At 62.7% G+C, this 25958-nt stretch carries 17 protein-coding genes and 1 tRNA gene; 11 read left to right on the top strand and 7 right to left on the bottom strand.

What is annotated here, in order from left to right; translation table 11 throughout:
• The first annotated feature begins 168 nt into the window (after positions 1 to 168).
• Positions 169 to 4086 (top strand): DUF3683 domain-containing protein, encoded by a 3918-nt coding sequence (locus Thiowin_RS14350; protein WP_328983689.1) that lies wholly within the window; start codon positions 169 to 171, stop codon positions 4084 to 4086.
• 55 nt (positions 4087 to 4141) lie between these two features.
• Here Thiowin_RS14350 and Thiowin_RS14345 read toward each other — a convergent pair whose 3' ends face one another.
• On the bottom strand, positions 4142 to 4564 hold the full coding sequence (locus Thiowin_RS14345) for a hypothetical protein (RefSeq protein WP_328983688.1): 423 nt from the start codon (positions 4562 to 4564) through the stop codon (positions 4142 to 4144).
• Between the two features lie 241 nt (positions 4565 to 4805).
• Between Thiowin_RS14345 and Thiowin_RS14340 the strand changes: the two genes are divergently transcribed.
• The 4 genes from Thiowin_RS14340 (at position 4806) to trpC (ending at position 9777) form a co-directional block, all read left to right on the top strand.
• A complete protein-coding gene (locus tag Thiowin_RS14340; RefSeq protein ID WP_328983687.1) occupies positions 4806 to 7190 on the top strand; it encodes a 2OG-Fe(II) oxygenase in 2385 nt (794 codons plus the stop codon).
• Between the two features lie 80 nt (positions 7191 to 7270).
• The gene (locus Thiowin_RS14335; RefSeq protein ID WP_328983686.1) at positions 7271 to 7849 is read left to right on the top strand and encodes an anthranilate synthase component II; all 579 of its coding nucleotides are present in this window, start codon (positions 7271 to 7273) and stop codon (positions 7847 to 7849) included.
• Between the two features lie 90 nt (positions 7850 to 7939).
• Positions 7940 to 8971: an anthranilate phosphoribosyltransferase gene (trpD, locus tag Thiowin_RS14330; protein ID WP_328983685.1), complete on the top strand. Its 1032-nt coding sequence runs from the start codon at positions 7940 to 7942 to the stop codon at positions 8969 to 8971.
• 5 nt (positions 8972 to 8976) lie between these two features.
• Complete coding sequence (gene trpC, locus Thiowin_RS14325) at positions 8977 to 9777, top strand: indole-3-glycerol phosphate synthase TrpC (protein ID WP_328983684.1); 801 nt, start codon at positions 8977 to 8979, stop codon at positions 9775 to 9777.
• A 41-nt stretch (positions 9778 to 9818) separates the two neighbouring features.
• On the opposite strand, the gene crp is transcribed toward trpC, so the two are convergent.
• Complete coding sequence (crp, locus tag Thiowin_RS14320) at positions 9819 to 10481, bottom strand: cAMP-activated global transcriptional regulator CRP (RefSeq protein ID WP_328983683.1); 663 nt, start codon at positions 10479 to 10481, stop codon at positions 9819 to 9821.
• A 198-nt stretch (positions 10482 to 10679) separates the two neighbouring features.
• Here crp and Thiowin_RS14315 point away from each other — a divergent pair, with 198 nt between their 5' ends.
• Entirely contained in the window at positions 10680 to 11096 is a 417-nt protein-coding gene (locus Thiowin_RS14315; RefSeq protein WP_328983682.1) for an OsmC family protein, read from the top strand.
• A 72-nt stretch (positions 11097 to 11168) separates the two neighbouring features.
• Positions 11169 to 12017, top strand: coding sequence for an adenosylmethionine decarboxylase (speD, locus tag Thiowin_RS14310; RefSeq protein WP_328983681.1), 849 nt, complete (start codon positions 11169 to 11171; stop codon positions 12015 to 12017).
• A gap of 162 nt (positions 12018 to 12179) precedes the next feature.
• Here speD and coq7 read toward each other — a convergent pair whose 3' ends face one another.
• From coq7 to Thiowin_RS14295, 3 genes are all read right to left on the bottom strand, one after another.
• On the bottom strand, positions 12180 to 12830 hold the full coding sequence (coq7, locus tag Thiowin_RS14305) for a 2-polyprenyl-3-methyl-6-methoxy-1,4-benzoquinone monooxygenase (RefSeq protein WP_328983680.1): 651 nt from the start codon (positions 12828 to 12830) through the stop codon (positions 12180 to 12182).
• Positions 12827 to 14188: a (Fe-S)-binding protein gene (locus Thiowin_RS14300; protein ID WP_328983679.1), complete on the bottom strand. Its 1362-nt coding sequence runs from the start codon at positions 14186 to 14188 to the stop codon at positions 12827 to 12829. Before Thiowin_RS14300 ends, coq7 begins: the two co-directional genes overlap by 4 nt.
• An 87-nt stretch (positions 14189 to 14275) precedes the next feature.
• A tRNA-Arg gene (locus Thiowin_RS14295) sits at positions 14276 to 14352 on the bottom strand.
• A 297-nt stretch (positions 14353 to 14649) separates the two neighbouring features.
• Between Thiowin_RS14295 and Thiowin_RS14290 the strand changes: the two genes are divergently transcribed.
• Positions 14650 to 17928: an ATP-binding protein gene (locus Thiowin_RS14290; protein WP_328983678.1), complete on the top strand. Its 3279-nt coding sequence runs from the start codon at positions 14650 to 14652 to the stop codon at positions 17926 to 17928.
• A gap of 54 nt (positions 17929 to 17982) precedes the next feature.
• Here Thiowin_RS14290 and Thiowin_RS14285 read toward each other — a convergent pair whose 3' ends face one another.
• Both Thiowin_RS14285 and Thiowin_RS14280 read right to left on the bottom strand, forming a co-directional pair.
• A complete protein-coding gene (locus tag Thiowin_RS14285) occupies positions 17983 to 19572 on the bottom strand; it encodes a GAF domain-containing protein (RefSeq protein ID WP_328983677.1) in 1590 nt (529 codons plus the stop codon).
• Positions 19573 to 19693: 121 nt separating this feature from the next.
• Positions 19694 to 20800, bottom strand: coding sequence for a DUF2333 family protein (locus Thiowin_RS14280; protein WP_328983676.1), 1107 nt, complete (start codon positions 20798 to 20800; stop codon positions 19694 to 19696).
• A gap of 443 nt (positions 20801 to 21243) precedes the next feature.
• Here Thiowin_RS14280 and Thiowin_RS14275 point away from each other — a divergent pair, with 443 nt between their 5' ends.
• The 3 genes from Thiowin_RS14275 to Thiowin_RS14265 all read left to right on the top strand — a co-directional run bounded on the left by Thiowin_RS14275 (position 21244) and on the right by Thiowin_RS14265 (position 25942).
• Complete coding sequence (locus Thiowin_RS14275; RefSeq protein WP_328983675.1) at positions 21244 to 22263, top strand: SLAC1 anion channel family protein; 1020 nt, start codon at positions 21244 to 21246, stop codon at positions 22261 to 22263.
• A 65-nt stretch (positions 22264 to 22328) separates the two neighbouring features.
• Complete coding sequence (locus tag Thiowin_RS14270; RefSeq protein WP_328983674.1) at positions 22329 to 23417, top strand: OmpA family protein; 1089 nt, start codon at positions 22329 to 22331, stop codon at positions 23415 to 23417.
• 161 nt (positions 23418 to 23578) lie between these two features.
• Complete coding sequence (locus tag Thiowin_RS14265) at positions 23579 to 25942, top strand: putative bifunctional diguanylate cyclase/phosphodiesterase (protein ID WP_328983673.1); 2364 nt, start codon at positions 23579 to 23581, stop codon at positions 25940 to 25942.
• Positions 25943 to 25958 lie beyond the last annotated feature (16 nt).

Here is a 25958-nt window from a genome sequence, read left to right as displayed (position 1 = left end):
AACCTGATGTGCGAATGTTCGCGTCGCCGAAGCTGTTTTCAGCTCCTGTTTCCAGCTTCTGTTTCCGGTTCAGGGACAAGCGGTCCTTGCAGCTGCTGGATCGCATTGTCGGGCGGGCCGGGGCCTGGGTTACACTGCGCCTTCCTGCCGCAACTCGTCTCTGTCCGTATGACTCAGCCCGAATCAACCGCCATCTCCACCCCCAGTGCCGCAGCCACCCCAGCCGCGCCAGCCTGGCGCATCCGCGAAATTCCCTACAACTACACCTCCTTTTCTGATCGCGAGATTGTCATTCGCTTTCTTGGTGAGCAGAGCTGGCGCTTGATCGAGGAATTGCGCGGTTCAAGGCGTACCGGGCGCTCGGCTCAGATGCTGTTCGAAGTGCTGGGCGACATGTGGGTGGTCAACCGCAATCCGTATCTGCAAGAGGATTTGCTGGATAACTCGCGCCGTCGGGCGCAGTTGATCGAGGGCCTCGGGCAGCGCCTGGATTTGTTCGAGCAGCGCCTGAACGATAACCAAAAAGCCGCTGCATTGCTGGGCGCTGGGCGCGCGGCGGTGCGGGATTTTGCCGCGGGCTTCGAGCAGGATTTGGCGCTGCGCCGGCGCATCGCGCAGCGCTTGGCCGGAGTGACGCGCAAGGACAACATTCAGTTCGGCGGCCTGGCGCGGGTCTCTCACGCCACGGATGCGACCGACTGGCGCGTGGAGTTGCCCTTTGTGGTGATCAGCCCGGATAGCGAGGCCGAGGTCGCGCCCATTGTCGCCGGCTGTATCGACCTCGGACTGTCGCTGATCGCTCATGGCGGCAATACCGGCTATACCGGCTCGGGCGTGCCTCTGTCAGCGCGCACGGCGGTTATCGATACCGAAAAGCTCGATGGGCTGTCGGAGGTCGAGATGCAGAGCTTGCCCGGCGTGGCGGAGCCGGTACCCACGCTGCACTGCGGCGCCGGCGTGGTCACGCGTCGGGTGGCCGAGCGCGCCGAGGCTCAGGGGCTGGCCTTCGCGGTCGACCCGACATCCCAGGACGCTTCCTGCATCGGCGGCAATGTGGCCATGAATGCCGGCGGCAAAAAGGCCGTCATCTGGGGCACGGCGCTGGATAACCTGGCCTCTTGGCGCATGGTGACCCCGGACGCGCATTGGCTGACCGTCGAGCGCCTGGAGCATAACCTTGGCAAGCTCCAGGATGCCGAGCGGGTGCGTTTTCGCATCCAGCGTTTCGCCACCGATGGCCAGACGCCCATGGGCGAGCCGGAGTTGATCGATGTGCCGGGGTCGAGTTTCCGCAAAGCCGGTCTGGGCAAGGATGTGACTGACAAGGCCCTGTGCGATCTGCCCGGGGTGCAGAAGGAGGGCTGCGACGGCATCATCACCTCGGCGCGCTTTATTCTGCATCGCATGCCGGTGCATGGCTGCACGCTCTGTCTGGAGTTTTTTGGCGCTGATCTGGAGCGCGCGGTGCCGGCCATTGTCGAGATCAAGGACATGATCGACGCCCTGGCGGAAGTCCAGATCGCCGGGCTCGAGCATCTCGACGAACGCTACATCCGCGCGGTGAATTATTCCACCAAGGCCGCGCGGCGCGAGTTGCCGAAGATGGTGCTGCTCGCCGATTTGGTGTCCGATGACGAGGCGGCGCTGAAGGCCGCGGCCGAGCAGGTCAGCGAGCGGGTCAGCGCGCGCGATGGCGAGAGTTTTATCGCCACCAGCCCGGAGGCGCGTCGGCGCTTCTGGCTCGACCGCGCGCGCACGGCGGCCATCTCGCGCCATACCAACGCCTTTAAGATCAACGAGGACGTGGTCATTCCACTCGAGCGCCTGGGTGACTACAGCCGGGCGATCGAGCGCATCAATATCGAGCAATCCATCATCAATAAAGACCGCATCATGGTGGCGGTGCTCGATTATCTGTCCGGCCCCATGCCCGAGGCGGCGCCGGCAGATCATCAGGACTCGGCCGAGGCGCAGGCCATTCTCGCCGCCAAATGCGAGGCGGCGCGACAGGCGGTCGGGCAAGCGCGCGAGCGCTGGCAGCGAATCCTTGCCGCGCTCGATGAGCCGGCTGCGGATCATCTCGACCTGCTGCGCGAGAAAGAGCGCGGCTTGATCCGGACTGATGGCCGTCAGGGCGACAGCCTGCTGGCCATGCTGCTGCGCCGCGATCTGCGCCAGAGCTATCGCAAGGAGGTTGCCAACCGGCTCAATGAACTCTTCGCCGGGCAGGAGTTGGCGGCGGTGCGCGAGCATCTCGCCGGCATTCATCGCAAGCTTCGCGATGCGCGCCTGTTCGTCGCCCTGCACATGCACGCGGGCGACGGCAATGTGCACACCAACATCCCGGTGCACTCGGCCAACTACGAGATGCTGCACGAGGCTGACCGCATTGTTGACCGCATCATGGCGCTGGCGTCCGACCTGGGCGGCGTCATTTCCGGCGAGCACGGCATTGGGCTGACCAAGGTGCGCTACCTAGAGCCCGAGCGCCTGGCCGCATTCGCCGACTACAAGGCCCGAGTCGATCCCCAAGGGCGCTTCAACCCCGGCAAGCTGCTCGCCGGCAGTGGACTCGAGCTGGCCTACACCCCCTCCCTGCGCCTGGTCGAGCGCGAGGCCATCATCCTGGAGGAAACCGAGCTTGGCGCCCTGAACGACGATGTCAAGCACTGCCTGCGCTGTGGCAAATGCAAGCCCAAGTGCATGACCCATGTGCCGCGCGCCAACCTGTCCTACTCACCGCGCAACAAGATTCTCGGCACCGGGCTGATCATCGAGGCCTTTCTGTACGAGGAGCAGACCCGCCGTGGTCTGTCCCAGCGGCATTTCGCCGAGATGAACGACATCGCCGACCATTGCACCATCTGCCACCACTGCCAGCCGCCCTGTCCGGTCAATATCGACTTCGGCGATGTCACCATGCGCCTGCGCCGCATGCTGGTGGAGCGCGGCAAGAAGCACACCAACCCGGGCGCTTGGGCGGCCATGCAGTTCCTGAACGCCCACGACCCGCGCCTGGTGCGGCTGCTGCGTCGGGTGCTGGGGCAGGGCGGCTTTGCCGGGCTGAATCTGGCGCATCGGGCCGCAGTCCGCCTGGGGCTCACCACAATGCCGACCATGGCGCCGGGTGCCACCAGCGGGCGTCCGCGCGCGCTCGAACAGGCACGCCACCTGGTCAGCCGGCCAATTCGCGTCGAGCTGCCCAAGCAGGGGTATCGGGAGGCGCTGCACCTTGAGGATCGCACCCGCATTCCCATTGTGCGCGATCCCAAGCAAGCCGAGGACGAAGACCAGCGCGCGATTTTCTATTTCCCTGGTTGTGGCTCGGAGCGCCTGTTCTCCGACATTGGCCTGGCCACGCTCGCCATGCTCTACCACCAGGGCGAGCGGGTCATCCTACCGCCGGGTTATCTGTGTTGCGGCTATCCGCAACGCGGTGCCGGGTTGGAAGCGCGCGGGCACCGCATCACCACCGAAAACCGGGTGCTCTTCCATCGGGTGGCCCATACGCTGAATTATCTCGATATTCAAACGGTGCTGGTCTCCTGTGGCACCTGCATGGATCAATTACAGCGTTATCAGTTCGAGCGCATCTTCCCCGGCTGCCGCCTGCTCGACATCCATGAGTATCTGATGGAGCAGGGCGTGGCGCTTTCGCCATCCGATGGGACACACTATCTGTACCACGACCCCTGCCACACCCCGATGAAAGTCTATCAACCCATCTCGGTGGCCAGTCAACTCATGGGTCGGCCGGTGACCCTGTCCGAGCGCTGCTGCGGCGAAGCCGGCACCCTGGGCACCGCGCGGCCGGACATTGCCAACCAGGTGCGGCTGCGCAAGGCCGAGGAGTTGGCGGCGGGGCTGAAGACGCTGGCTGGCGAGGCTCGGGTCACCGATGGCCGGGCCAAACTGCTGACGTCATGTCCTGCCTGCCAGCAGGGTCTGGCCAAGTTTTCCGACCAAACGGGACTTGCAACCGATTACATCGTGGTCGAGCTGGCCCGCCGTCAGCTTGGCGAGGGCTGGCAGCAAGCATTCATCGCGAACTTGAGCGCGGGAGGCATAGAGCGGGTGCTGTTGTAAGTGCTCGCGGGATGCGGCCTTTTGGAGATTTGCCCGGGCCAGAATTGGATCCCATTCAGGGCCAGATGCGAACCATGGCAATAATGAGCCCGGCAACGCTGATGGTCAGGCCCAGGGACCAGAACATGAAGCGATCAATACGGCGGGTGAGTGCTTCGAATCGCTTGTCCATGGCCTCAAATCGCTTGTCGACGGCATCGAAGCGCTTATCCATCTGGGTCTGCATGGCCTCAAATCGCTTGTCGACGGCATCGAAGCGCTTGTCCATCTGGGTCTGCATGGCATCGAAGCGCTTGTCGTTCTGCTCGATGATAGTTTGAATCAGGTCGCGTTGATGCTTGAGCTGCTCCTCGATTCGCACCGAGCGCTCGCGCAACTCAAGCTCATAGACCTTTGGTGGTTTGCCGAGCGATTCCTCGGCCAACCATTCGCCGATGTGGGCCTTGATAAAATCGATGTCTTCAGCAGCCAGGGTCATTGAGGATGTCCCGCGGAAAAATGCGATTAATAGCCACGATTGTGCGGCTTCGCTGCCCGTGTCGCAAGGCCAAGCGCTTGCCATCGGGTGCAACTTCATTACGGCGTGCCCCACCGGATTCCGCGTCTAATTCCGCGCCTAGTTGAAGCAGCGCGGCGACGGCACCTCGGGTCGCCTGTGTTGCTCTGCTCGAATCATTTGAAAATACTCCAAGATATGGAAAGCACACCAGGATCTTGCCATGCCGAACATCCAACAGCAACTTGCCGCACTCCTTAAGCGCATTGACCGCCCAGGCGACTTTTACGCCACCGGCACGCTTGACATGCACCCGCCGCGCCTGCGGGTGGAAGGTGTGGGCACCATCGCCCTGCCGTTGTTGCCAGTGCAGGCTTCGCTGCTGGTGGAGGTGGCCGAGCAGGCGCCCTATGGCCGCGGCAGCGAGACCCTGGTCGATACCGAGGTTCGACGTACCTGGCAGATCGATGCCGCGCGCCTGACACTCGAGGGCCAGCGCTGGTTGGATGATCTCGACGCCCTGATGCCGCGCATCGCCGAGGATCTGGGCGTCACTGGTGAGGTCGAGGCCGAGCTTTACAAGCTGTTGATCTACGACGCGGGCAGTTTCTTCGTCAGTCACCGCGACAGCGAGAAATGCCCCGGCATGTTCGCCACTCTGGTGATGATCCTGCCCTCCGAGTTCAGCGGCGGCGAACTCATTGTGAAACACCAAAACCGCGAAGTGCGCCTGGATCTGCGCCGCGAGGATCCGGCCGCCATCGCCTATGCCGCCTTCTATGCCGACTGCCGCCACCAAGTGCTGCCGATCACCGATGGATGCCGGCTGGCATTGATCTACAACCTGTTCCGCCGCGACGGCGGCCCGCTGCCGCAGGCGCCGGACCATGACAGCGCGCGCGGCGCGCTGACTCAGGTGCTCAGCCAGTGGAGCCAAGTGGACGGGCGGGGGGAAGGCCAGGGGGAATGGCAGGGGGGAGATCGAATTGAGGGGCAGGACGCTAGTCAGGATCAAGCCAAGTGGCCGCGCAAGCTGGTGCTGCCCCTGGAGCACGCCTACACCGAGGCCGAGCTCGGCTTTCGCAAGCTCAAGGGCATCGACGCCACCCTCGCCGCCATGCTGCGTGATGCCGCCGCCGCGTCCGACTGCGACCTGCACCTGGCCATGCTCAAGGTGCGGGAGTCCGGCTGGGCCGAATACTGCGGTCGGAGCCGTTGGGATGACGATTTTGAGATCGGCGAGGTGGACGAATGCGTGCAAGAGTTGCACAACTGGCGCCGTCCGGACGATAGTGCCTCAAGCATGGGTGCCTTGCCTTTCGCCGATCATGAGCTTTGTCCGCCGGAAAGACGACAGGACATCATCGATGCCGAGGCGGAGTTTCACGAAGCAACCGGCAATGAAGGTGTGACCTTCGAGCGCCAGTATCAATGCGCCGCCCTGGTGCTCTGGCCTCGCGGGGCGCGCGGTGCCGTGCTTGCCCAAGGTGGACTGGACGTCAGCCTGCCCTGGCTGAGCGAGTTGCTAGCGGCCACCAATGCCGCGGCCACAGCCGATGCAGGCAGCCCCGAGCCTCTCGCCGAGGCGCGCGCTCTGGCCCAAGCCATCTGTGCCGACTGGCCAGCCCAGGACCACGCGCGCCATTACGCCAGCCGCAAGGGCCAAAGTGCGCAATTCCTGATGGCCTTGCATCGACTTGGTGATACCCGCACCATGATCGATTTCATCGCGCAGTGCATTGCCGCCGGCGGCTATGGCGAGCAGGACAATCCGCCCCTGGTCGCCTTCCTTGGCGAACTGCCCACCGAGCATGCCAGCGCTCTGCTCGATGCTCTGATCAAGGGCAACGCCCAGCGCGATCCCAGCGCCTGCGCGCGGCTGCTCGCGGACCTGCTCGCCCGCAAGCCCGAACTGGCCGGCGAGCCAGCCAAGCCCGCCGCCATGACGCTGCTCGACGCCCTGCCGACCGAGCGACCAGCCCCGAACTACCACGGCGCACCGCAAAAGGTCACGCCCGAACTGGTCACCGCCACCCTGGCCGCCCTCGATTCCATTGATCAGTCCATCGGCGAGGCTATTGATCCAACGCCCGCGAAGCCGCCTGCCGTTCATCTCGCCCAAGAGGCGCTCAAGCGCTTTCTGTATCACCTCGAGGTGTATGATCCCGACCAGATTCTGATCCCCGCCGCCCTGGCTGTTCAGACTGGCAAAGCCCCGCTGGCCGCCAGCGCACCCATGGCCGAACAGCTCAAAGAGGCCATGGTCGCACGGCTGCGCCAGCGCGTCGCGGCACCCATAGAGCCACCCGCCGACTGGCGCCGCCCAGCCAAGCTGAGATGCCAGTGCACGCACTGCCAGCAACTCGGCCGCTTTCTTGACTCGCCCACGGACGCCAGCTGGCGACTGAAAGCCGTGAAAAAAACCCGCGAGCATGTCACCGCGGAAATCGGCAAGGCCCAGTGCGATCTCGACCTCAAGACCGAAACCCGTGGCACGCCGCATACCCTGGTCTGTACGAAAAACCAAGCCAGCTATGCGAAAGCGCTGCGGCAGCGAGCCGCCGACAGTGACAACCTGCATGCCTTGCTCGAACCGAATGGCTTGTGAGATACCATCTCAATGGGGGTTCGCGAGGGTGCTTAGGCACGTACAACAAAATCAAGTAAAAATCCTGTAGGTTCATTAAAATGTTGCTCATGATCGACAACTACGACTCCTTTACTTACAACCTGGTGCAGTATCTGGGGGAGTTGGGGGCTGAGGTGCATGTGGCGCGCAATGACGAGATCAGTGTCGAGCAGGCGCTGGCGCACAATCCCGAGCGCATTATCATCTCGCCTGGGCCCTGCACGCCGGATCAGGCGGGGATTTCGGTGCCGCTCATTCATGCCGCGGCGGGTCGGGTGCCGCTACTTGGGGTCTGCCTCGGGCATCAGTCCATTGGGCAGGCCTTTGGCGCGCGCATTGTCAGGGCGCGGGAAGTGATGCACGGTAAGACCTCTCCGATTCATCATGCCGGGCAGGGCGTCTTTGCGGGCCTGGCCAATCCGCTCACGGCGACGCGTTATCATTCGCTGATCATCGAGGCTGAAAGTCTGCCAAAGTGCCTGGAGGTGACAGCCTGGACCCAGCACCCCGGGGGCGAACGCGATGAGATCATGGCCGTGCGTCACGCTGACTGGCCGGTGCAAGGGGTGCAGTTTCATCCGGAATCCATTTCCAGTCAGCAGGGGCATGAGCTGCTGCGGAATTTTCTTGATGATTGAAAGATTGAAAGATTGAAAGACTGTAAAGAATTGAAGGCAATTGCATTTTGACGCGCTAAAGCATTTGCCGCGCTGAACAGGAGCCCGCCCATGGATATCAAACAAGCCATTGCCCGCGTCATTGACGGTGAGGATCTGGACGCGGATCAGATGACCTCGGTGATGCGCGCCATCATGACAGGTGCCGCCACCAACGCCCAGGTGGCCGGCATGCTGGTCGCGCTGCGCATGAAGGGTGAGAGCGTGGAGGAGATCGCCGCCGCCGCCGCCGTGATGCGTGAGCTGGCGGTGGGGGTGGACCTCTCCGGACTGGACTTTACCGTTGACATTGTCGGGACCGGAGGCGACTGCGCGGGGCTGTTCAACGTCTCCACCGCCAGCATGTTCGTCGCTGCCGCCGCCGGCTGCCATGTCGCCAAGCATGGTAATCGTTCGGTGTCCTCGCGCTCTGGCAGTGCCGATGTGCTCGAGACGGCCGGCGTGCGCCTGGATATCACCCCCGATCAGGTCGCGCGCTGCGTGCGCGAGCTTGGGGTGGGCTTTTTGTTCGCGCCCGCCCATCACACCGCGATGAAACATGCCATCGGCCCGCGCCGGGAGCTTGGCGCCCGCACCCTGTTTAATGTGCTGGGTCCGCTGACCAACCCCGCTGGCGTGCCCAATCAGGTGCTCGGTGTCTTTGCCGATGATCTGGTGCCGGCCCTGGCTGGGGTGCTGCAACGCCTGGGCGCCCGCCATGCACTGGTGGTGCACTCGCGCGATGGGCTGGATGAGATCAGCATCGCCGCGCCCACGCGGGTCGCGGAGTTGACAGCCGATGGCATCCGCGACTACGAACTGGCGCCCGAGGATGTCGGGCTGACGCGCGCTCCCCTGGACGCATTGCGGGTCGATGGCCCCGAGGCGAGTCTCAAGCTGCTGCAAGCCGTTTTCGCTAACGCGCCCGGTCCGGCCCGCGATATTGTTGCCCTCAATGCCGGCGCCGCCATTTATGCCGCCGGGCGCGCCGACAGCATTGGCGCCGGGGTCGAACAGGCGCTCGCCCGCTTGGCTGACGGCGAGGCCGGCCGCCGGCTGCAAGGGCTGATTGAGCTGACCCAGAGTTTTCGACCATCGACTTAAAGCCCATGCCAAAGATCCCGGATATTCTTGAGACCATAGTCGCGCGCAAGGTCACCGAGGTGGCCGAGTGCGTGGCCCGGCGCCCGCTTGCGGACTTGCGCGCTCGCCTGCGCGATCTTCCGCCACCGCGCGGTTTCGCCGATGCCCTGCGGGCGCGGATCACGGCCGGCCAGGCGGCGGTGATTGCCGAGATCAAAAAAGCCAGTCCCAGCAAGGGGCTGCTGCGCGCGGATTTTGACCCAGCGGCCATTGCCCAAAGTTATGCCGCCGGTGGCGCCGCCTGTCTGTCGGTGCTGACGGATCGCGAGTTCTTTCAGGGCGCGGATGAATATCTGGTGGAGGCGCGCGCGGCCTGCGACCTGCCGGCCCTGCGCAAGGATTTCATCATTGACCCCTATCAGATCACGGAAGCACGTGCCCTGGGCGCGGACTGCGTGCTGCTGATCACCGCTTGTTTGGAAGACGCGCGGCTGCGCGACTTTGCCGCCCTGGCGCTGGAGTTGAAGCTTGATGTGCTGGTGGAAGTGCATGATGCCGCCGAGTTGGAACGCGCGCTGGCGCTGCCGCCGGCCTGTCTGCTGGGCATCAATAACCGTGATCTGCGTAACTTCGAGGTGCGGCTCGAGACGACTCTGGCGCTGCGCGATCAGGTGCCGAGCGAGCGCCTGCTGGTGACCGAAAGCGGCATTCACACCCCGGAGGATGTGCGCCTAATGCGCGAGCGCGGCATCCATGCCTTTCTGGTGGGCGAGGCCTTCATGCGCGCCTCGGACCCGGGCGCGCAGCTGAAGATACTCTTTGCCTGAGGTGTCAGCGCCGGCGCGTCCACCCTTGTCCGGAGCGCAATTTACCGAGTGTTGAAGACCACGATGGTTTTGCCCGAGACGCTCAAGAATCCTTGTTGTTCAAGTGATTTCAGCACCCGTCCAGCCATCTCGCGCGAGCAGCCGACCATGCGCCCGATGTCTTGGCGGGTGATGCGAATCTGCATGCCATCGGGGTGGGTCATGGCATCGGGCTGCTTGCACAGGTCGAGCAGCGCGCTGGCAATGCGCCCGGCGACATCCACGAATGCCAGGTCGCCGACCTTGCGGCTGGTCTGGCGCAGTCGCGCCGAGAGCTGGCGGCTGATGGCGAACAGCAGGCCGACGGCATGGGGTTTGAGTTCGCGATCAAGCAGTTGGATCAGGCGCTGATAGGAAATCTCGGCAATGCGACAGGGCACCCGGGTGCGCACCGTCACTGAGCGTTGCTCCGGATTCGGGACCGCGTTGGAAAACAGTCCCATCTCGCCAATGAACTCGCCACGGTTGATGTAGGCGAGGGTGATCTCATGATTGTCGTCATCCTCGATGAGCGCGGCGACCGAGCCTTCGACCAGATAGTACATGGTCTCGGCTGGGGTGCCTGGGCGCAGGACATCGACTCGCTTGGGATAGCTTTTGACATGGGAATAGCTCAAAAAAGGAGCAAGCCATTCGGGCTCGTGCGGCGGGACGTAGTCTGGCATCGGGATTCCTTGGGTGATGGTGGTGTGAGTCTGGGAGACGAATGCTGTGCGCGGTTGGTGGGCTCCAAGTATCCGGTATCCGCAACAATGCGCTCCTCGGTGCTAACTATTACGCAATTGCCGATATTTTGCAGAACCAAAATGGGCTGACAAGTTTCAGCGATGATCACAAGCGTCTTTTGCATAGGGGGTTGGTCGATGAAGGCACGGGTCAAGTGGGTCGAAGGGGTGGCGATGATGGCCGAGTCCGAATCCGGTCATGCGCTGGTGATGGACGGTCCGCCCGAGTTTGGTGGTCGCAATCTTGGGATGCGCCCAATGGAGCTGATGCTGCTTGGCATGGGCGGCTGCACCCAGTTCGATGTGATGCTGATTCTGACGCGCGCGCGCCAGCAGGTGACTGACTGTGTGGTGGAGCTGGAGGCCGAGCGCGCCGCGAGCGATCCGAAAGTCTTCACCTGTATTCATGCCCATTTCATTGTCACCGGGCATGATCTGAGCGAGCGTCATGTCGATCGCGCGATCAAGCTCAGTGCCGAGAAATATTGCTCGGCCTCCATCATGCTTGGGGCCAGTGCCAGGGTGACGCACGATTTCGAAATTCGCCCGGCTTGAGCGAAACTGACAAATCCTCTTGATTCCCCGCGCTGGGAAGAGTAATTTTCGCGCTCTTTTGGGAGGGGGTCGATGCCGCAGTCACTCAAGCGCCTGAAGCTGCATGGCTTCAACAACCTGACGAAGTCGCTGAGCTTCAATATCTACGATGTGTGCTATACAGACTCGCCCGAGCAGCGTGCGGCCTATATCGCCTATATCGACGAGGCCTACAATGCCGAGCGCCTGACGGGTATCCTGACGCAAGTCGCCAATATCATCGGCGCCAATGTGCTCAATGTAGCGCGTCAGGACTATGATCCGCAGGGCGCCTCGGTCACCATGCTGATCGCCGAGGAACACCCCGGCGGCGAGAGCATCTGTAACTCGGCCACCCCGGGTCCGCTGCCCGAGACGGTGGTGGCGCATCTCGACAAGAGCCACATCACGGTTCACACCTACCCGGAAAGCCATCCGCACAATGGTATTAGCACCTTCCGTGCCGATATCGATGTATCCACCTGCGGCTTGATTTCACCGCTAAAGGCATTGAATTATCTGATTCATTCACTCGAATCCGATATTGTCATCATGGATTATCGCGTGCGCGGCTTCACTCGGGATGTGAAGGGTCGCAAGCATTTTATCGATCACAATATCAGCTCGATCCAGAACTATCTGTCGCGCGACACCAAGAACAATTACCAGATGATCGATGTGAATGTGTACCAAGAGAATTTGTTTCACACCAAGATGGTGGTGAACGAGTTTCGCCTGGATGACTATTTGTTCTGCGTCGATGCCACTGAGTTGTCCGACAAGGAATACCAGCGCATTCAGCGCCTGGTGCGCCGGGAGATGATGGAAATCTTCTACGGCCGCAACCTGAGCCGGGAGATAGAACGCTGGACCATGCCGGGTCGGGCGACGCCGGAGGATTGAGCAGTCCGCTTGAGCAGCCGGGCCAGTACAGTCCAATCGGCCCGGTCCCATCGGCCCGGTCCCATCGGCCCGGTCCCATCGGCTCAGTCCGACCGGCAAGTTTCCCGCCAGGTGACCATCCGCGGGGTGCCAGCCGCGGGCGTTGGCACCCTGGATGCTCCCTCAGATCCAATAGGCTCCGTGGGTCATCACCTTTGACACCGCCTTCATCGCCCATTTGACCGGCGTTGGCAGTTCAGCCGCGCCGGCATCGCGGGCGACATTGGCGTGATGGATCTCATCGCGCTTCATCTGCTCGAGAATGGCCCGACTGCGCTGGTCGGCAAGGGGTAGGCGATCAATGTGCTCGGCCAGATGGTCCTCGACCTGGCGCTCGGTCTCCACCACGAAACCCAGGCTCCACTGGTCGCCACTCAGCCCGGCGATGGCGCCCAGGGTCAGCGAGCCGCCGAACCAGAGCGGGTTGAACAGGCTCTTGCGGCTGTCGAGTTCGCGCAGGCGCTCGTCGCACCAGGCGAGATGATCGTTTTCCTCCAGTGCCGAGCGCTCAAGCTTGGCGCGCACATCGGCATCGCGCGCGGTCAGCGCCTGGCCCTGGTAGAGCGCCTGGGCGCAGATCTCGCCGGCGTGATTGACGCGCATCAGGCGCCCGGCCCGCTGGCGTTCCTCGGCGCTGAGTTCAATCTCCGGGAAAGCCTTGGCCGGATTGTCGCGTTCGGTCACCTGCGGCTTGCCAAACAGGGTGCGCAGCGCGGCATCGAATTGCACAATGGCACGGTCGATGGGGCAGTTGAGTGTGGCTGAGTGATTCATGATGCGGATATTAGGTGCTCTTTTGGGTGGCTGTGTGTCTCGGGCCGGAGCTGTTGCTCCAGCAGTTCAATCGGGTGCAGCACCGGGATATCAAGACCCGCGGCCGCCAGGCCGCCGGCCAGATGCAGAGCGCAGCCGCTGTTGGTGGTGACCAGATAATCTGGACGCAGGTGGCGCAGCGCCTCGAGCTTGGGCCCGAGCAGGGCCAGCGCGGTGCGCGGATGCTCCAGCAGATAGATTCCGGCCGCGCCACAGCAGCTGTCGTTGCCCGGCAGGGGCTGCACATCAAGCTCGGGAATTCGCCCGAGCAGCCGGTAAACCGCGCTGGCTCCGCCCGGCAACAGACGCTGCGAGCAGGGCTCATGCACCAGCACGCGCGCTGGCAAGGGGAGAAGCGCGGCTTGGTCCAGCGCCGGTGAGTCGGCCAGAAATTGGCAGATCTCGCGTGCATCCAGCGCCTTGTTCGCCTGTAATTCCAGCACACAGGCACTGGCAAAGCCAAGCAGCGTCAGGCCGCTGAAGGCATCAATGTTGCGTGCGCGCTGGTGCTCGGCCGCAACGGCGAAGCCCTGATGGCGCAGCAGGGCGCCACAACAACCCTGCGCGGCTGGTTCCTGATAGGCGATTCTTAACCGCGCCAGCAGCCGCCGCGCGGCGTCGATGGTGGGGCCCTGGGTGCCGCGCGCAATGCAGCCGAGAAACAAGCCCAGCTGGGTGTCGTCAGTGCCCGGTGCCGGAGCCGGATCGGGCGCCGGATCGGGCGCCGGATCCGGAGTCGGATCGGGCGCCGCCGCGCCTGGCCTGGAATCGAAAATGTTCAAGGCGTTTTCCGTCTGGCGTGGTGTGTGCAGGGCGCTGCCAAGGCGCTGTAGCAAAGCCAACCGCGGCCAGCGAGCTAGCAGCGGCCAGCCATGGCGGGTTAGGCGCGCGACTGGCCCCAGCGGCGCGAGCAGTTTCAGCCAGCGCGGCTGGCTCAGAACACTCAAGACGGCCTGTCGCGGCCAGCGTCGCCACCAGGGGGCTTGCACCTGCCTTAGCACGCGCGCGCCGTCCATCAGGGTGCCAAAGTGGACCAAGGAAGGGCAGGCAGCCTCGCAGGCGCGGCACTCAAGGCACTGATTGAGATGACGGAACAAGGTTGGCGAAGGTGGGATGTCCTGCGTCAGCCAGCCCTGAATCAAGGCAATGCGACCGCGTGGGGATTCTGCCTCGGTGCGCTCCAGGCGGAAGGTCGGGCAGGCTGGCAGGCAGTAGCCGCATTTCACGCACTGATCCGCGAGCTGCAGCAGTACCCGCGGGTCTGGCATGCAAGCGAAGGTGGGGTGCGCGGGGAGTTGGTCCTGACGGAAGAGCGACAATAGATGATGCGGGAGGGCTGGTCGTAATAAGCGCTCTTCGCATCCTTCTGGCCGGTAATGGATCAGCTGATCTGTAAACGACTGAATTGGCGCGCCCGACAGGATTCGAACCTGTGACCCCAGCCTTCGGAGGGCTGTACTCTATCCAACTGAGCTACGGGCGCGTGGTGCGAGGGTTGCGCGATGATGGGTGTCGACTCGCGATGAGGATCTCTCTTGCGCGGCCAACTTTAATTGGGCTAGGCGAAGCTCGACACTGGCGTTTATTATGTGTCTTGCGGCAGTCGCTGTCCATGGTTTATTGCCATTCGCGCGCCTATGCGACGGTCGGGATGGATCGGGGCGGCTTTTGTTGGCCTTTGCTGGCGGTTCGGCATCGGGTTGCCGCAAACAGCGGTTAGACAATCTTTGCGCTGGCGTTGATGTTGAGCGAGCTGCCTGGGGGCATCGGGGACGAGCCAATGAGTGATGGTATTGAAGCGGCAGCGCCGCTCGACTTGAGTGTTTGTGAAGCAGAGCCCATTCACCTCGCGGGCGCGATTCAACCGCATGGGGTGCTTCTGGCGCTGAGCATCGATGGACTTGAAATTGCTCAAGCCACGACGAGCTGCCGGCTGCATTTGGGGATGGAAGTCGCTGAGTTGCTCGGCCGGCCTCTCGCTGATGTGCTGGGTCGGGCCTTGGCGGATTTGGTGCGCGAGGCGGCCGGGTGCTTTCGTTGCCAGCCAACCGAGCCGGTGTCTTTTCGCTGGAAGGTGCCGGGGGTGCCAACAGGCGAGGCAGGATCCTTCACCGGCTATGTGCATGAGACCTCGACCACCGATGGGCAGGGCTTGCTGGTGCTCGAACTCGAGCCTGTCCTGGAGCAGGATATGGCCTTGGGCGATGCCCTTGGCGAAGCGGTGCGTGGCTTCTCGCCCGTGCGCGCACAGGGGGAGCTTGCCAAGAAATTACAAACAGCCGCCGGGCTGTTTCGGCGATTGACCGGCTATGATCGGGTGATGATCTACCGCTTTGACGAGCTGGATTGGCATGGCGAGGTGGTGGCCGAGGCCAAGACGGCGGCGCTCGCGCCTTATCTCGGGCTGCATTTCCCCGCCTCGGACATTCCGGCGCAGGCGCGACATCTGTACGTGGTCAATCGCACCCGAGTCATTGTCGATGCCAATTATGTGCCCTCGCCACTCATGGCTAGTCCCGGGGCGCCCGAGGCGCTGTCGCTGGATCTGTCGCTGAGCCTGCTGCGCAGTGTCTCGCCGGTGCATCGGGAGTACATGCGCAACTTGGGCGTGGCCGCTTCACTGACATTGTCCTTGTTGCGCGATGGCGAACTCTGGGGCTTGATTGCCTGCCATCATCGCACCCCGCGTCCCATTTCGCTGGAGGTGCGCGAAATTGCCGACTGGATGGCGCAGGATCTCTCCACCCAGATCACTCTGAGTGAACAAAACCGCCGTCGTCGCGAGCGCGCGCAACTGAAACAGTGTCGTGAGCAGGTATTGCAGGCCATGCGCCAGGGTGCGCGTCTCCACGATGTGGTGCGCGGCCCCGGGCGGGCGCATCTGCTTGGGGCCGTGGATGCCGACGGCGTGGCACTGGTGCGTGGGCGGGAGGTGGTGCTGGGCGGGCAGACGCCGCCTGAATCCCAGGTACTGGAGATTCTGGAACGCCTGCGCGAGTTGCGCCCCAGCGGGATGTCGCCGCTGTTCGTGACCGATTACCTGAGCGAGCATCTGCCAGACATGGCCACTTGGGCTGGCCAGGCCGCGGGTGTGGCCATGTTCTCGCTCGATCCGGCCAGTCGATTGACGCTGATTTGGTTTCGCGGTGAACACTTGCGCAAAATCACCTGGGGTGGGGATCCGGACAAGGCGGTCGAAGTGAGCGACGATGGGCGCATCAATCCGCGTAAGTCATTCGAGCAATGGAGCCAGACGGTGCGCCTGCGCAGCCGCCGCTGGTGGCTGGAGCAACGTCAATCGGCGCTGGAACTCGGTGGCCTGATTGATATCGAGTTGCGCAAGGAAGTCGAGGAACGCCTGCGCCGCACCGAGATTGTCCTCAAGGCGGCGATTGAGACCATTGGCGAAGGCTTCGTGGTGTTCGACGCTCAGGACTGTCTGGTGCATTGCAACCAGGAGTATCTCAATCTCTATCGCACCTCGGCGCCCTTCATCAAACCGGGGCGCGGTTTCGAGGAAATCCTCCGCTACGGCCTCGCGCGCGGGCAGTACCCCGAGGCGGTCGGGCGGGAGGACGACTGGCTCGCGGATCGGTTGCGGGAACATCACAAGGACAGCTCCGAGACGCTGCAGCAACTCGATGATGAGCGCTGGTTGAAGGTGCGCGAGCGGCGCACGCCCGATGGCTATCATGTCGGGATTCGCGTTGATGTCACCGAGCTGCATCAGGCGCGACTGGCGGCGGAGTCGGCCAATATGGCGAAAAGTCGTTTCGTCGCGACCATTAGTCACGAAATCCGCACGCCGCTCAATGGCATCACTGGCATGGCGCAATTGCTGGCGCGCCCGGACGTCAGTGACGATGAGCGAATCGATTACGCCAACACCTTGTTGAATTCGAGCCTGACGCTGCTCGCCTTGCTCAACGATATTCTGGATCTCTCGAAGGTGGAGGCGGGCAAATTCAAGCTCGATGCCGTGCACTTCAAACCAGGCCCCTTTCTGCGCGAAATCCACTGGCTGTTCGCGGAATCGGCGCGGGATAAAGGCTTGGATTACGAGGTGGTCTGGAATGACAAGCCGGACTGTTTCTATCGCGCCGACGCCCACCGGTTGCGGCAAATGCTGTCCAATCTGGTGAATAACGCGATCAAGTTCACGGAAACCGGCTTTGTCCGCATTGAAGGGCGGGAGAGGCTGGAGCCGGATTCCATCACATCCAACAGCCAGCGCCCGCTGTTGGAATTTTCGGTCATTGACAGCGGACCGGGTATTCCGGCGGATCGGCTGCAGGACCTGTTTCAGCCGTTTTCGCAGATCGGGGGTTCCACCGCGCGGCTCTATGGCGGCACGGGTCTTGGGTTGTCCATTGTCAAGCGACTGGCCCGGCTCATGGGAGGCGAGGCGGGCGTGGAGAGCGAAGAAGGGCAGGGGGCGCGCTTCTGGCTGCGGATACCGGTGGAGCGGGTGAGTGAAACAGAAGTACCGCCACTGACGGGGGGTCATGAGCGCGGGCCGTCCTTGGTTGGGTCATTGCCGACTGGCCAAGCGCGGATCGCGGCGCGTGCGGCTCAAACAGGCCGACCCGGCGACGGCCGACCAGGTGAAGAGTCAGGGATGGACGCGACATCGCAATTAGTCGAGGAGCGCGCGTCATCGGCGAGGCGAGGCACGGCCGATACGCTAATCCTTGTGGTCGACGACGAGCCGACCAATCGCAAGCTCATGCGTGCTCTTTTAACCAAGCTGAATTTCAGTGTGGCCGAGGCCGATAATGGCCAGCAGTGTTTGGATCGGCTCAGCGCGGGCCTGGCTCCGGATCTCATTTTAATGGACTGCCGGATGCCAGAGTTGGATGGTTACCAGGCCACGCGCGCGATTCGCGCGGCGGAGCAAAAGAACGCGGGTCCGCGCGTGCCGGTGATTGCGCTCACTGCGGCCGCCTATGCGGAAGATCGCGCACGGGCTCTGGCCGCCGGCATGGACGACATGCTGGCCAAACCCGTGCTCTTCGACAAGCTGAGCGCGAAGCTGACGGAGTGGCTGGCCAGTGCTTGAGCGGGGTGCCTGAGTGTGAGGTGGTCGCCTGATGGAGCCAACCTCGACCCCTGTTCAGCGACGCGGCGCGAGCAGATCGGCGTTAATGTCGCGTAGCAGTAGGCTGCGGAATTTGCGCGCGCGTAGCAGGTCGCTGTTTGACCAGGGTTCTGAATGCGCCGTGGTGGTTTCCACCCAGTGCTCGAAGGATGCGCGCGGTGAGAGCATGTGCTGGCCCTGATCCCTGAGCGCGCTCTTGCGCGGGTCGCCGGCCCAGGTAACAGTTTGCGGCTGCTCCGGGCGCCACCACAGAAAGACACGCTCGCCTGGGTCGCCGAAATGTCGCACGCGCACGGCAAGCAGGCCACTGGCGTGGTCGATCTGGGCACGGGCGGGTGGGAATAGCCCGGCGAGATGATCAGTGGCGAAGATGGGTTCTTGTGACTGTCCCAGCAGCCAGTCCACCTGGGCATGAATGGCCGCGGGCTCCGGCGCCTGGCCGAAACTGATCAGGCTGTCACCATCGACCAGGGCCGCGCCGCTGGCGCTGACCAGCTCAAGCAACAAGTCTCCAAGCGCTGGCGTTGCGTCCGTCTCACGACCCTGGGCATAGTCCTCATCGGCTTGGCGCATCGCCTCGTGCAGGCGGGTAATATCCTCTTCACTGTTGGATAACTCGATCAGTCTTCTTGTGCCCTGAAAGCCGGAGATGGCCATTGAAAAGGCTTGGCACATGGCCACGCAGCGCTCGCGCAGTGGCAGCGGAAGCTCGCGCGGTTTGCGATGATGGCAGGCAATCAGGCCCCAGAGACGCTCGCCAACCACGACGGAAAATGACAGGGAGGCGGTTACGTCCATGTTCTTCAGATACTCAAGATGGACCGGGGAAGCGGCGCGCAGGTCGGACAGGCTGAGGTCGAGCAGATGCGATCCGGTCTCGTCGGGATCTGTCCCGCCTGGATCTGTTGCATTGAGAATCGCAACCGGCTTCGCGCGACGGTCGGGAATCTGCCGGTGGGAATTGGCCAGGTACAGATCGCGCGCGATCTTCGGGATATCCGAGGCCGGGTAGCGTAGCCCGAGGTAGGGCTCCAGACCGGGTTCCAGGCTCTCGGTCATGACCTCCCCGCTATCATCGTCGCGAAAGCGGTAAATCATCACCCGTTCAAAGCCCGTTGCTTCAAGGAGATTGTCGGCCAGGAACTGGCAGTAGCGTGTCCATTCCGATTCGCTGCTGGGCATGCGAAACAAGCGGTGGGGAATGGGGCGGTAGGCCGCGAGGTGCTGGGATGCCGGCAAGGCAGGCTCAAGCTCAAGCAGCCAGTTGTTGTCGTTGCAGGAGAGCCAGCCGTCGAGCAGCCCTGCCGGGCCGCTGCAGAGTGCCGGGAACAGCTGTTTGTCGGGATTGGGGTACATCCAACGTACCGCTTGATCGCTGTCGGTGGCGCCGGGCGGAAACTCCGGGAAGAGGTCGGTCAGAGGCAGGCCCAGCAGGGCGTCGGGTTGGCGTCCAAGCCATGCGATGGAATTGTTGCTGAGGTGGCGGATGCGCGCATCGCCCGCGGCGCCCGCGAGCAGCAGACCGAAGGGTTGAACAAAGCGGGTCAGATGCAGTTGCTCGCGTTCGCACTCATCGATGAAGCCTTGCAGGGGCTGTTCGCTCATGGCCGGTGATCCCATTGGGCTTGGTGGTTTGGCATCCGTCGGCGCCCGGCAGGACGGGGCGGCCGGCGGACAATGTCAGCGCCTGAGTATATAGGGTTTTGCCAAGGCGTTTGGGCCGCGCTTAGCCTTGAAGGAGCAACAGCTTGAGATCGATGATAGCGGCATTGACGCGCGAAATGTAGGAGGCGATCACTAGCGAGTGGTTGGCGACCAGGCCATAGCCATGGCCGTTGAGCACCATGGGGCTGCGCATGCGCTTCACGGCGCCATCGAGATCGCGAATGATCAGCTGCATGTTCACCTCGGCATGCTTGCTCTCCAGCACCGGGGCGAAATCCATCTCGAGGGCGCGCATGAAATGCAGCAAGGCCCAACTGTAGCCCCTGGCGCAATAAAACACGGTGTCGACATCAGGTAGCTTGCCGCGGTCCAATTCGCCGTCGATGGTCGGTTCGCTCTCGCTGTCTTGGGTGATGCCGGCCAATCCGGCGTCGGCGACGCTGTTGCTCAGGCGGACTCCGAAATTGCCCAGGCGTTTTTCCACCAGTCCCAGATAGGCGGCGAGGTTGTCAGCGCGCGGATAAAAGCCCTCGGCCGCATTCGTGGTCTGGTCACTGAGGTCGTCAAAGTAAAGTTCGAGCGCGTCCAGCCCTTTGCGGTATTCGTCCTCGGCCGCTGGCATCATCCAGGACTTGGGGTTGATGGCGAACTGCATATCAGCGCGTTTAACCTTCAATTCCTCACGCGATTGACTTTGCGCGCGGGTGAAGTCGTTGCGCAGGGTTTGCAGCGCATCGCGCAGTGCCATCACCATCCCGCATTCCCAGCTTGGCATGTTGTCCATGAGGGCGCCGGGTGGGAAACGGTCGTTATGCAGAAAGCCGCCAGGCTTCCGCAGCAGGGTATCGCCCACGAAGATGGTGGTGGCGACAAAAGCCGTGCCAGGCACCGGCTGGCCGCCACTGTTGTTGATGTGTTGTGCGATAAGTTCGTGTACATCCTGGGTCTCTGGCTGTCGCGACCAATAGATTCCCAAGACGAGACCCAGGATGGCTAGGAACACCATGGCGCCGAGCGCGAGTCGTGGCCAGGTGTTTGACCTCGCCGGTAAGTCGGCAGTCGAATTGGATACATTTGCCTGAGCGCTGTGACGACCCTGGGTGGCGGAATGCTTGGTTGGGCGATTGGCTGTCTGGTTCTTGGAATCGGCCGAGTGCGGACTGTTCATCTGGGCTATGCTCCTTGAAGCCTGAGGTGGAGCGCGCCGGCCCGCGCGCGGGGCGGAAGCTGCCGCCGCCGAGCATGATGGGCCGATCTACCGTGGTGACGGAACGCTCTGATCAGCCATTAGCCTATTAGAAAAGTCTGATATTAGAATTGAAATTCGGCAACCCGTTTTGCCTTGGTGGAAAAAAGTGGTTACAACCATAGGCGCGCATCAGGCTGATACGCGGTTGCTATCCGAAATCAAGCAAAAAGTGTTCGATAGGGCGAGATAAACCCGACTGCCTTACTCTGGGTTTTGTCAATGCAAGCTTTGATGCGGGTTTTCTATACTTGCTTGATCTTCACCCCGTCGTGCTTGGCGGTTTGCTGGCCTTAAGGCGAAACCGCCGTTTTTTCCGCCGGGCTGGTTGGGACTCCGAACCTTAAATAGTGGGAGAAAGCATCATGACTTCAGCAACCGCGAGAGTCGGTTCCCAGCAGGCCGGTCCGATACAAGGCGCTTTCGGGCCGAGCGCTGGGGCGCGACTGGCGCATTTTCCGGTGTCGTTTTTTGCCATGGTCATGGGTCTGACTGGCCTGGCCATTGCCTGGGAGAAGGCTGCCGCCATGCTGGAGGTGGAGTTGGTGATGGTACCTTGGCTGATCGGTCTCAGCGTGCTGCTGTTTGCCCTGTTATTGAGCACTTATCTGGCCAAGCTGTTCATCCATCCCGAGGCGGTACTGGCCGAAATGCGGCATCCGGTGCGGCTGAATTTCATGCCGACCATCTCCATCAGCTTGTTGTTACTGGCCATTGCTCTCTTGCATGGGGCGCCCGGAATCAGTCTTTGGTTGTGGGTGCTGGGGGCCTTGGTGCAACTGCTCTTCACGCTTTATATCGTCTCCGTGTGGATGCACCATCAGCATTTTCAGATTCACCACATGAATCCGTCCTGGTTCATTCCCGCCGTGGGTAATGCTTTGGTCCCCATCGCCGGGGTGCCGCTTGGCTTTGTCGAGACGTCCTGGTTCTTCTTCAGCATTGGTGTGCTGCTGTGGGCGGTCCTCATGACGATTATTTTCTATCGCGTGCTCTTCCATCAGTCCATTGACGCGCGCCTGATGCCGACCCTCTTCATTCTGATCGCGCCGCCGTCCGTGGCCTTTATCGCTTATCTGCAGTTGACGGATAAGCTGGATGTCTTTGCCCAGGCGCTTTACTTTGTCGGTGTCTTTTTGACCCTGCTGCTGTTTAGCCAGGCGCGGCGCTTCTTCCGGCTCGATTTCTATCTGTCCTGGTGGGCCTATTCCTTTCCACTCGCGGCCGTGAGCATTGCCAGCATGCGCATGTTCGATCAAACCGGCACCGCGTTCCACGCGTATCTTGGCTTCGCGCTGCTTACGCTGCTCACCGGCATTGTAATGATGCTCTCGGTGAGCACCGCCATGCTGGTGCGAGAGCGCGGCATCTGTGTTCAGGAATGATGTCCAATGAATATGGAGTTCGTCATCGTGCCGCCATGGCGCGCAATCCACCTGGAGCTGGTTCCATGAGTGCCCAGAAAGACAAGCAACCCGCCAGCCAAGCAGCCACAGAAGCGGCCAAGCAAGCTCCTAGCCAAGCGACCAGCCAAGAGAGCAGTCAACCACAACCAGCCTCGGCGCTGCCTCCCGGTCAGTCTGCCGCGACCGATTACCCGGCGGTGATTGCCGATCCCTGCGCCCGCCAGATACGAATGCGCACGACCGCGATATTAAGCCTGTTGGCCGCCCTCTTTGCGGTTGGCCTGATTGCCATGGAGGTGATCGAGCGGACGCGCGAAGCGGCCGGGCTTGGGAAACCTGTCGTTGCTGGCACCCAAGGCTCCGTCATCAAGCCAGCTGGGGATACCCAAGAGGTCGTCGCCTGGGAGGAGTTCACCAGGCCGGATCAGGACTTGGCGGATCTTGATTTGGCTCAAGCGCGCATCGCTGAGTTGGAGCAGGAGCGTGAGCGGTTGCTGGCGGAATTGGCCGATCATCGGGTGGCGGTTGAGACCGGTGAGCTGGCGTTGCTCGAAGCCCGGCGCCAACTTGAAGCCGCGCGGGACAGCGCTGTTGGCAATGACACTGGCACTGACACTGACACTGGCACTGGCACTGGCACTGACACTGACACTGGCACTGGCACTGGCACTGGCACTGACACTGGCACTGCAGCTCCCGCGCAGGCATCCTGCGGCGATCTGCTGTCGGACTTGGGCGCGCTGGGACTGGATACCCGGCTGACCGATGCCGGTCTGCGCATCGCGCTGTCATCCAACGAGCTGCGCTTTCCCAGTGGCTCGGCCGAGTTGCCGGCGGATGCGGGGCGCGAGCGTCTTGATGCGCTGGCGACCTGGTTGAGCGCCTATCCCGCTCAGGCGGTGCGGGTGATCGGCTATACCGATGCAAGCGGCAATACAGAGTCCAATCAGAGGTTATCCCAAGCCCGTGCCGCCGCCGTGCGTGGGGCGTTGATCAATCTGGGTGTCGCACCGGAGCGGTTGGCTGCCGAGGGGCGTGGCGAGCGCGAGTCCATCGCCGACAATGCCACACCCGAGGGCCGTGAGCGTAACCGCCGGGTTGAACTGCTGCTGGTGAGTGCCGCGGCTGACTGAGGGCTTCTGGCAATGGCGGCTGGTTCGAGCGCACTGCGCAGGCTGCTCAATGGATGACTCAGTACCCGCGGAATGGGTCATCTTGGCGCCAGTGAATTGACAAAGCGCAAGCATTTGGCCACTCTTGCCGGCCAGATACTTTGATCGAGCCTGCTCGTCGCATGTCTTTAGTCCCTCCCGCGCCGCTCTCTCCGCCATCCCGCGTCGCCGCGATGCCGGCTGCGGGAGTGGCGGAGCCCTCCGCTAAGCTGCTTGGTCTGCTGGAGTTAATGACCAACATCCTGCGCCGCTTCGCCGGACTGGCCGATCAGGATGTCGACGCCGGTATTCAGAGCGCGCTGGCCGCCATTGGCGAGTTCGTCGGGGTTGATCGCAGTTATCTGTTTCTAATCGATGATCAGGGCGAATATTTGCGTAATACCCACGAGTGGTGCGCACCCGCGATTCATCCCGAGATCGACAACCTGCAGGCCGTTCCCTTCGCGGAAATCCACTATTGGAAGGATGCGCTGCTGCGCGGCGACAGCGTCTATGTACCCTGTGTGGCGGACTTGCCCGACACGCGCCGCTTCGAGCGGGATATCCTGAGACAGCAAGATGTGCAATCCGTGCTTGTCGTGCCCTTGGTTGGGCCGGACCGGCTGCGCGGTTTCATTGGTTTCGATGCCGTGCGTCAGGCGCACGCCTGGTCGCATGCCGCCACACTCTTGCTGCGCGCCGTGGCGGATGTCTTTGTCGGCGCCATCATGCGCCGCGAGGCTTACCTGGCGCTGATCGCCAGCGAGCGCCGTTACCGTGCCCTGGTGCGGCATTCAACCGACGCGGTGCTGATTCTCGACACGGATTTCCGTTTGAGCTATTTGAGTCCCTCGATCGAGCGCATCCTTGGCTGGCGCCCAGATGCCTGGCTCGGGCGTCGCTTCTTCGCCGCCTGTCATCCCGGAGATGTCGATCAGATCGCCGCCGCTTTTTCCGCGGCCAGCGCGACGCCAGGCATGGGCTCGGCAGTGCCGGATCATCGGCTGTTGCACGCGCGCAATGACTGGGTCTGGTTCCTCGGCACCGCCACCGACCTGCGCGCCGATCCGGCCATTGGTGGCATCGTCATTAACGCCCACGATATCACCCAACGCAAGGCGGCCGAACTCGCCCTGCAACATCAGGCGCTGCATGATCCCCTCACCGGCTTGCCCAATCGCGCGCTCTTGAAGGACAGGTTGGCACAATCCATCGGTCATGCGCGCCGAACCGGCCATTTGTTGGCGGTGGTCTTCATTGACCTGGACCACTTCAAGCTGATCAACGATGCCATGGGCCACCAGGCCGGTGACCGCCTGCTGATCGACGCCGCCCAGCGTTTGCTTGAGATCCTTCGTGCTGGGGATACGGTCGCGCGCTTTGGTGGTGATGAATTCGTCATGGTGTTGGAGGGCAACTCGGATCAGCCCGAGAGCCTGGTGAGCGCGGCCGAGCGCATTCTCGCGGCTTTCGAACGTCCTTTCCTGACCAAGGTCGTGGAGCAGGTGGTGACCGCCAGCGCCGGGCTGGTCATTGCTGATGGCAATGCGGACCCGGACGAATTGCTGCGCGACGCCGATGCCGCCATGTACTTGGCCAAGGAGCGTGGCCGCGCCTGTCTGCAACGCTTCGACGCGCCCATGCGCGACCATTTGCTCGATCGCCTGGAGCTGGTCTCGGATCTGCGCCGTGCCGAGCAGGAGGGGCAGTTACTGCTGCATTACCAGCCGCTGTTCGACGCACGCAGTCGCCGTCTGCGTGGCTGCGAGGCATTGTTGCGCTGGCAGCATCCGCGGCGTGGCATGGTGGGGCCAACGCGCTTCATTCCCGCCGCCGAGGAGACCGGGCTGATCGTGCCCATCGGCGCCTGGGTGCTGAACGAGGCGCTGCGTCAGATGCGCGCCTGGCTGGATGCCTGGCCCAGTGCAGGAAAGGCTCCCGCGAGCGGGACTGGCGTTTGTGCCGCTGCTGGCGCTGGTGTTGGCCCGGACGGGCAGGGGTTGTTCGTGGCGGTGAATCTCTCGGTGCGCCAGCTCAACGAGCCGCGTTTGGTCGAGACGGTGCGGGCGTTACTCGAACGCTGGCGTTTGCCACCGGCGGTGCTCTGCCTGGAGCTGACCGAAAGCTCGCTGATGGCCGAACCCGATCACTGTGTCGCCGTGCTCTCGCGCCTGCGCGATCTGGGTGTGTCCCTGGCCATTGATGACTTCGGCACCGGTTATTCATCCCTGGCCTATCTACGCGATCTGCCGGTCTCCAAACTCAAGATTGATCGCAGCTTTGTCGCCAGCATGCAAAGTGACCACGGCGGGCGCAATATCGTCGCCGCCATCCGCACCCTGGCGCGCGAGTTTGGCATGGAAACCGTCGCCGAGGGTGTGGAGACCGAGGCCCAGTATCAGGCACTGCGCCTGCTCGGCTGCGACATGGTGCAGGGCTATCATCTTGCCCGTCCCGGGCCGGCGGATGCCATGGATGTCTTCTTGCGCGCCGCTTGCGGAGAGTGACATGAACTCGTGAGTG

It is taken from the genome of Thiorhodovibrio winogradskyi (assembly GCF_036208045.1).
GTDB classification, from domain to species: domain Bacteria; phylum Pseudomonadota; class Gammaproteobacteria; order Chromatiales; family Chromatiaceae; genus Thiorhodovibrio; species Thiorhodovibrio winogradskyi.
This window is presented reverse-complemented; position numbering and strand designations above follow the sequence as displayed.

Bases quoted from the DNA above. Each gene is read 5' to 3' on its own strand.
- coq7 (WP_328983680.1), bottom strand. From the start codon at position 12,830: ATGAATCACTCAGCCACACTCAACTGCCCCATCGACCGTGCCATTGTG.
- Thiowin_RS14285 (WP_328983677.1), bottom strand. From the start codon at position 19,572: ATGAGCGAACAGCCCCTGCAAGGCTTCATCGATGAGTGCGAACGCGAG.
- Thiowin_RS14350 (WP_328983689.1), top strand. From the start codon at position 169: ATGACTCAGCCCGAATCAACCGCCATCTCCACCCCCAGTGCCGCAGCC.
- trpD (WP_328983685.1), top strand. From the start codon at position 7,940: ATGGATATCAAACAAGCCATTGCCCGCGTCATTGACGGTGAGGATCTG.
- Thiowin_RS14275 (WP_328983675.1), top strand. From the start codon at position 21,244: ATGACTTCAGCAACCGCGAGAGTCGGTTCCCAGCAGGCCGGTCCGATA.
- Thiowin_RS14345 (WP_328983688.1), bottom strand. From the start codon at position 4,564: ATGACCCTGGCTGCTGAAGACATCGATTTTATCAAGGCCCACATCGGC.
- speD (WP_328983681.1), top strand. From the start codon at position 11,169: ATGCCGCAGTCACTCAAGCGCCTGAAGCTGCATGGCTTCAACAACCTG.
- Thiowin_RS14265 (WP_328983673.1), top strand. From the start codon at position 23,579: ATGTCTTTAGTCCCTCCCGCGCCGCTCTCTCCGCCATCCCGCGTCGCC.
- trpC (WP_328983684.1), top strand. From the start codon at position 8,977: ATGCCAAAGATCCCGGATATTCTTGAGACCATAGTCGCGCGCAAGGTC.
- Thiowin_RS14340 (WP_328983687.1), top strand. From the start codon at position 4,806: ATGCCGAACATCCAACAGCAACTTGCCGCACTCCTTAAGCGCATTGAC.
- Thiowin_RS14290 (WP_328983678.1), top strand. From the start codon at position 14,650: ATGAGTGATGGTATTGAAGCGGCAGCGCCGCTCGACTTGAGTGTTTGT.
- Thiowin_RS14315 (WP_328983682.1), top strand. From the start codon at position 10,680: ATGAAGGCACGGGTCAAGTGGGTCGAAGGGGTGGCGATGATGGCCGAG.
- Thiowin_RS14335 (WP_328983686.1), top strand. From the start codon at position 7,271: ATGTTGCTCATGATCGACAACTACGACTCCTTTACTTACAACCTGGTG.
- Thiowin_RS14280 (WP_328983676.1), bottom strand. From the start codon at position 20,800: ATGAACAGTCCGCACTCGGCCGATTCCAAGAACCAGACAGCCAATCGC.
- crp (WP_328983683.1), bottom strand. From the start codon at position 10,481: ATGCCAGACTACGTCCCGCCGCACGAGCCCGAATGGCTTGCTCCTTTT.
- Thiowin_RS14270 (WP_328983674.1), top strand. From the start codon at position 22,329: ATGAGTGCCCAGAAAGACAAGCAACCCGCCAGCCAAGCAGCCACAGAA.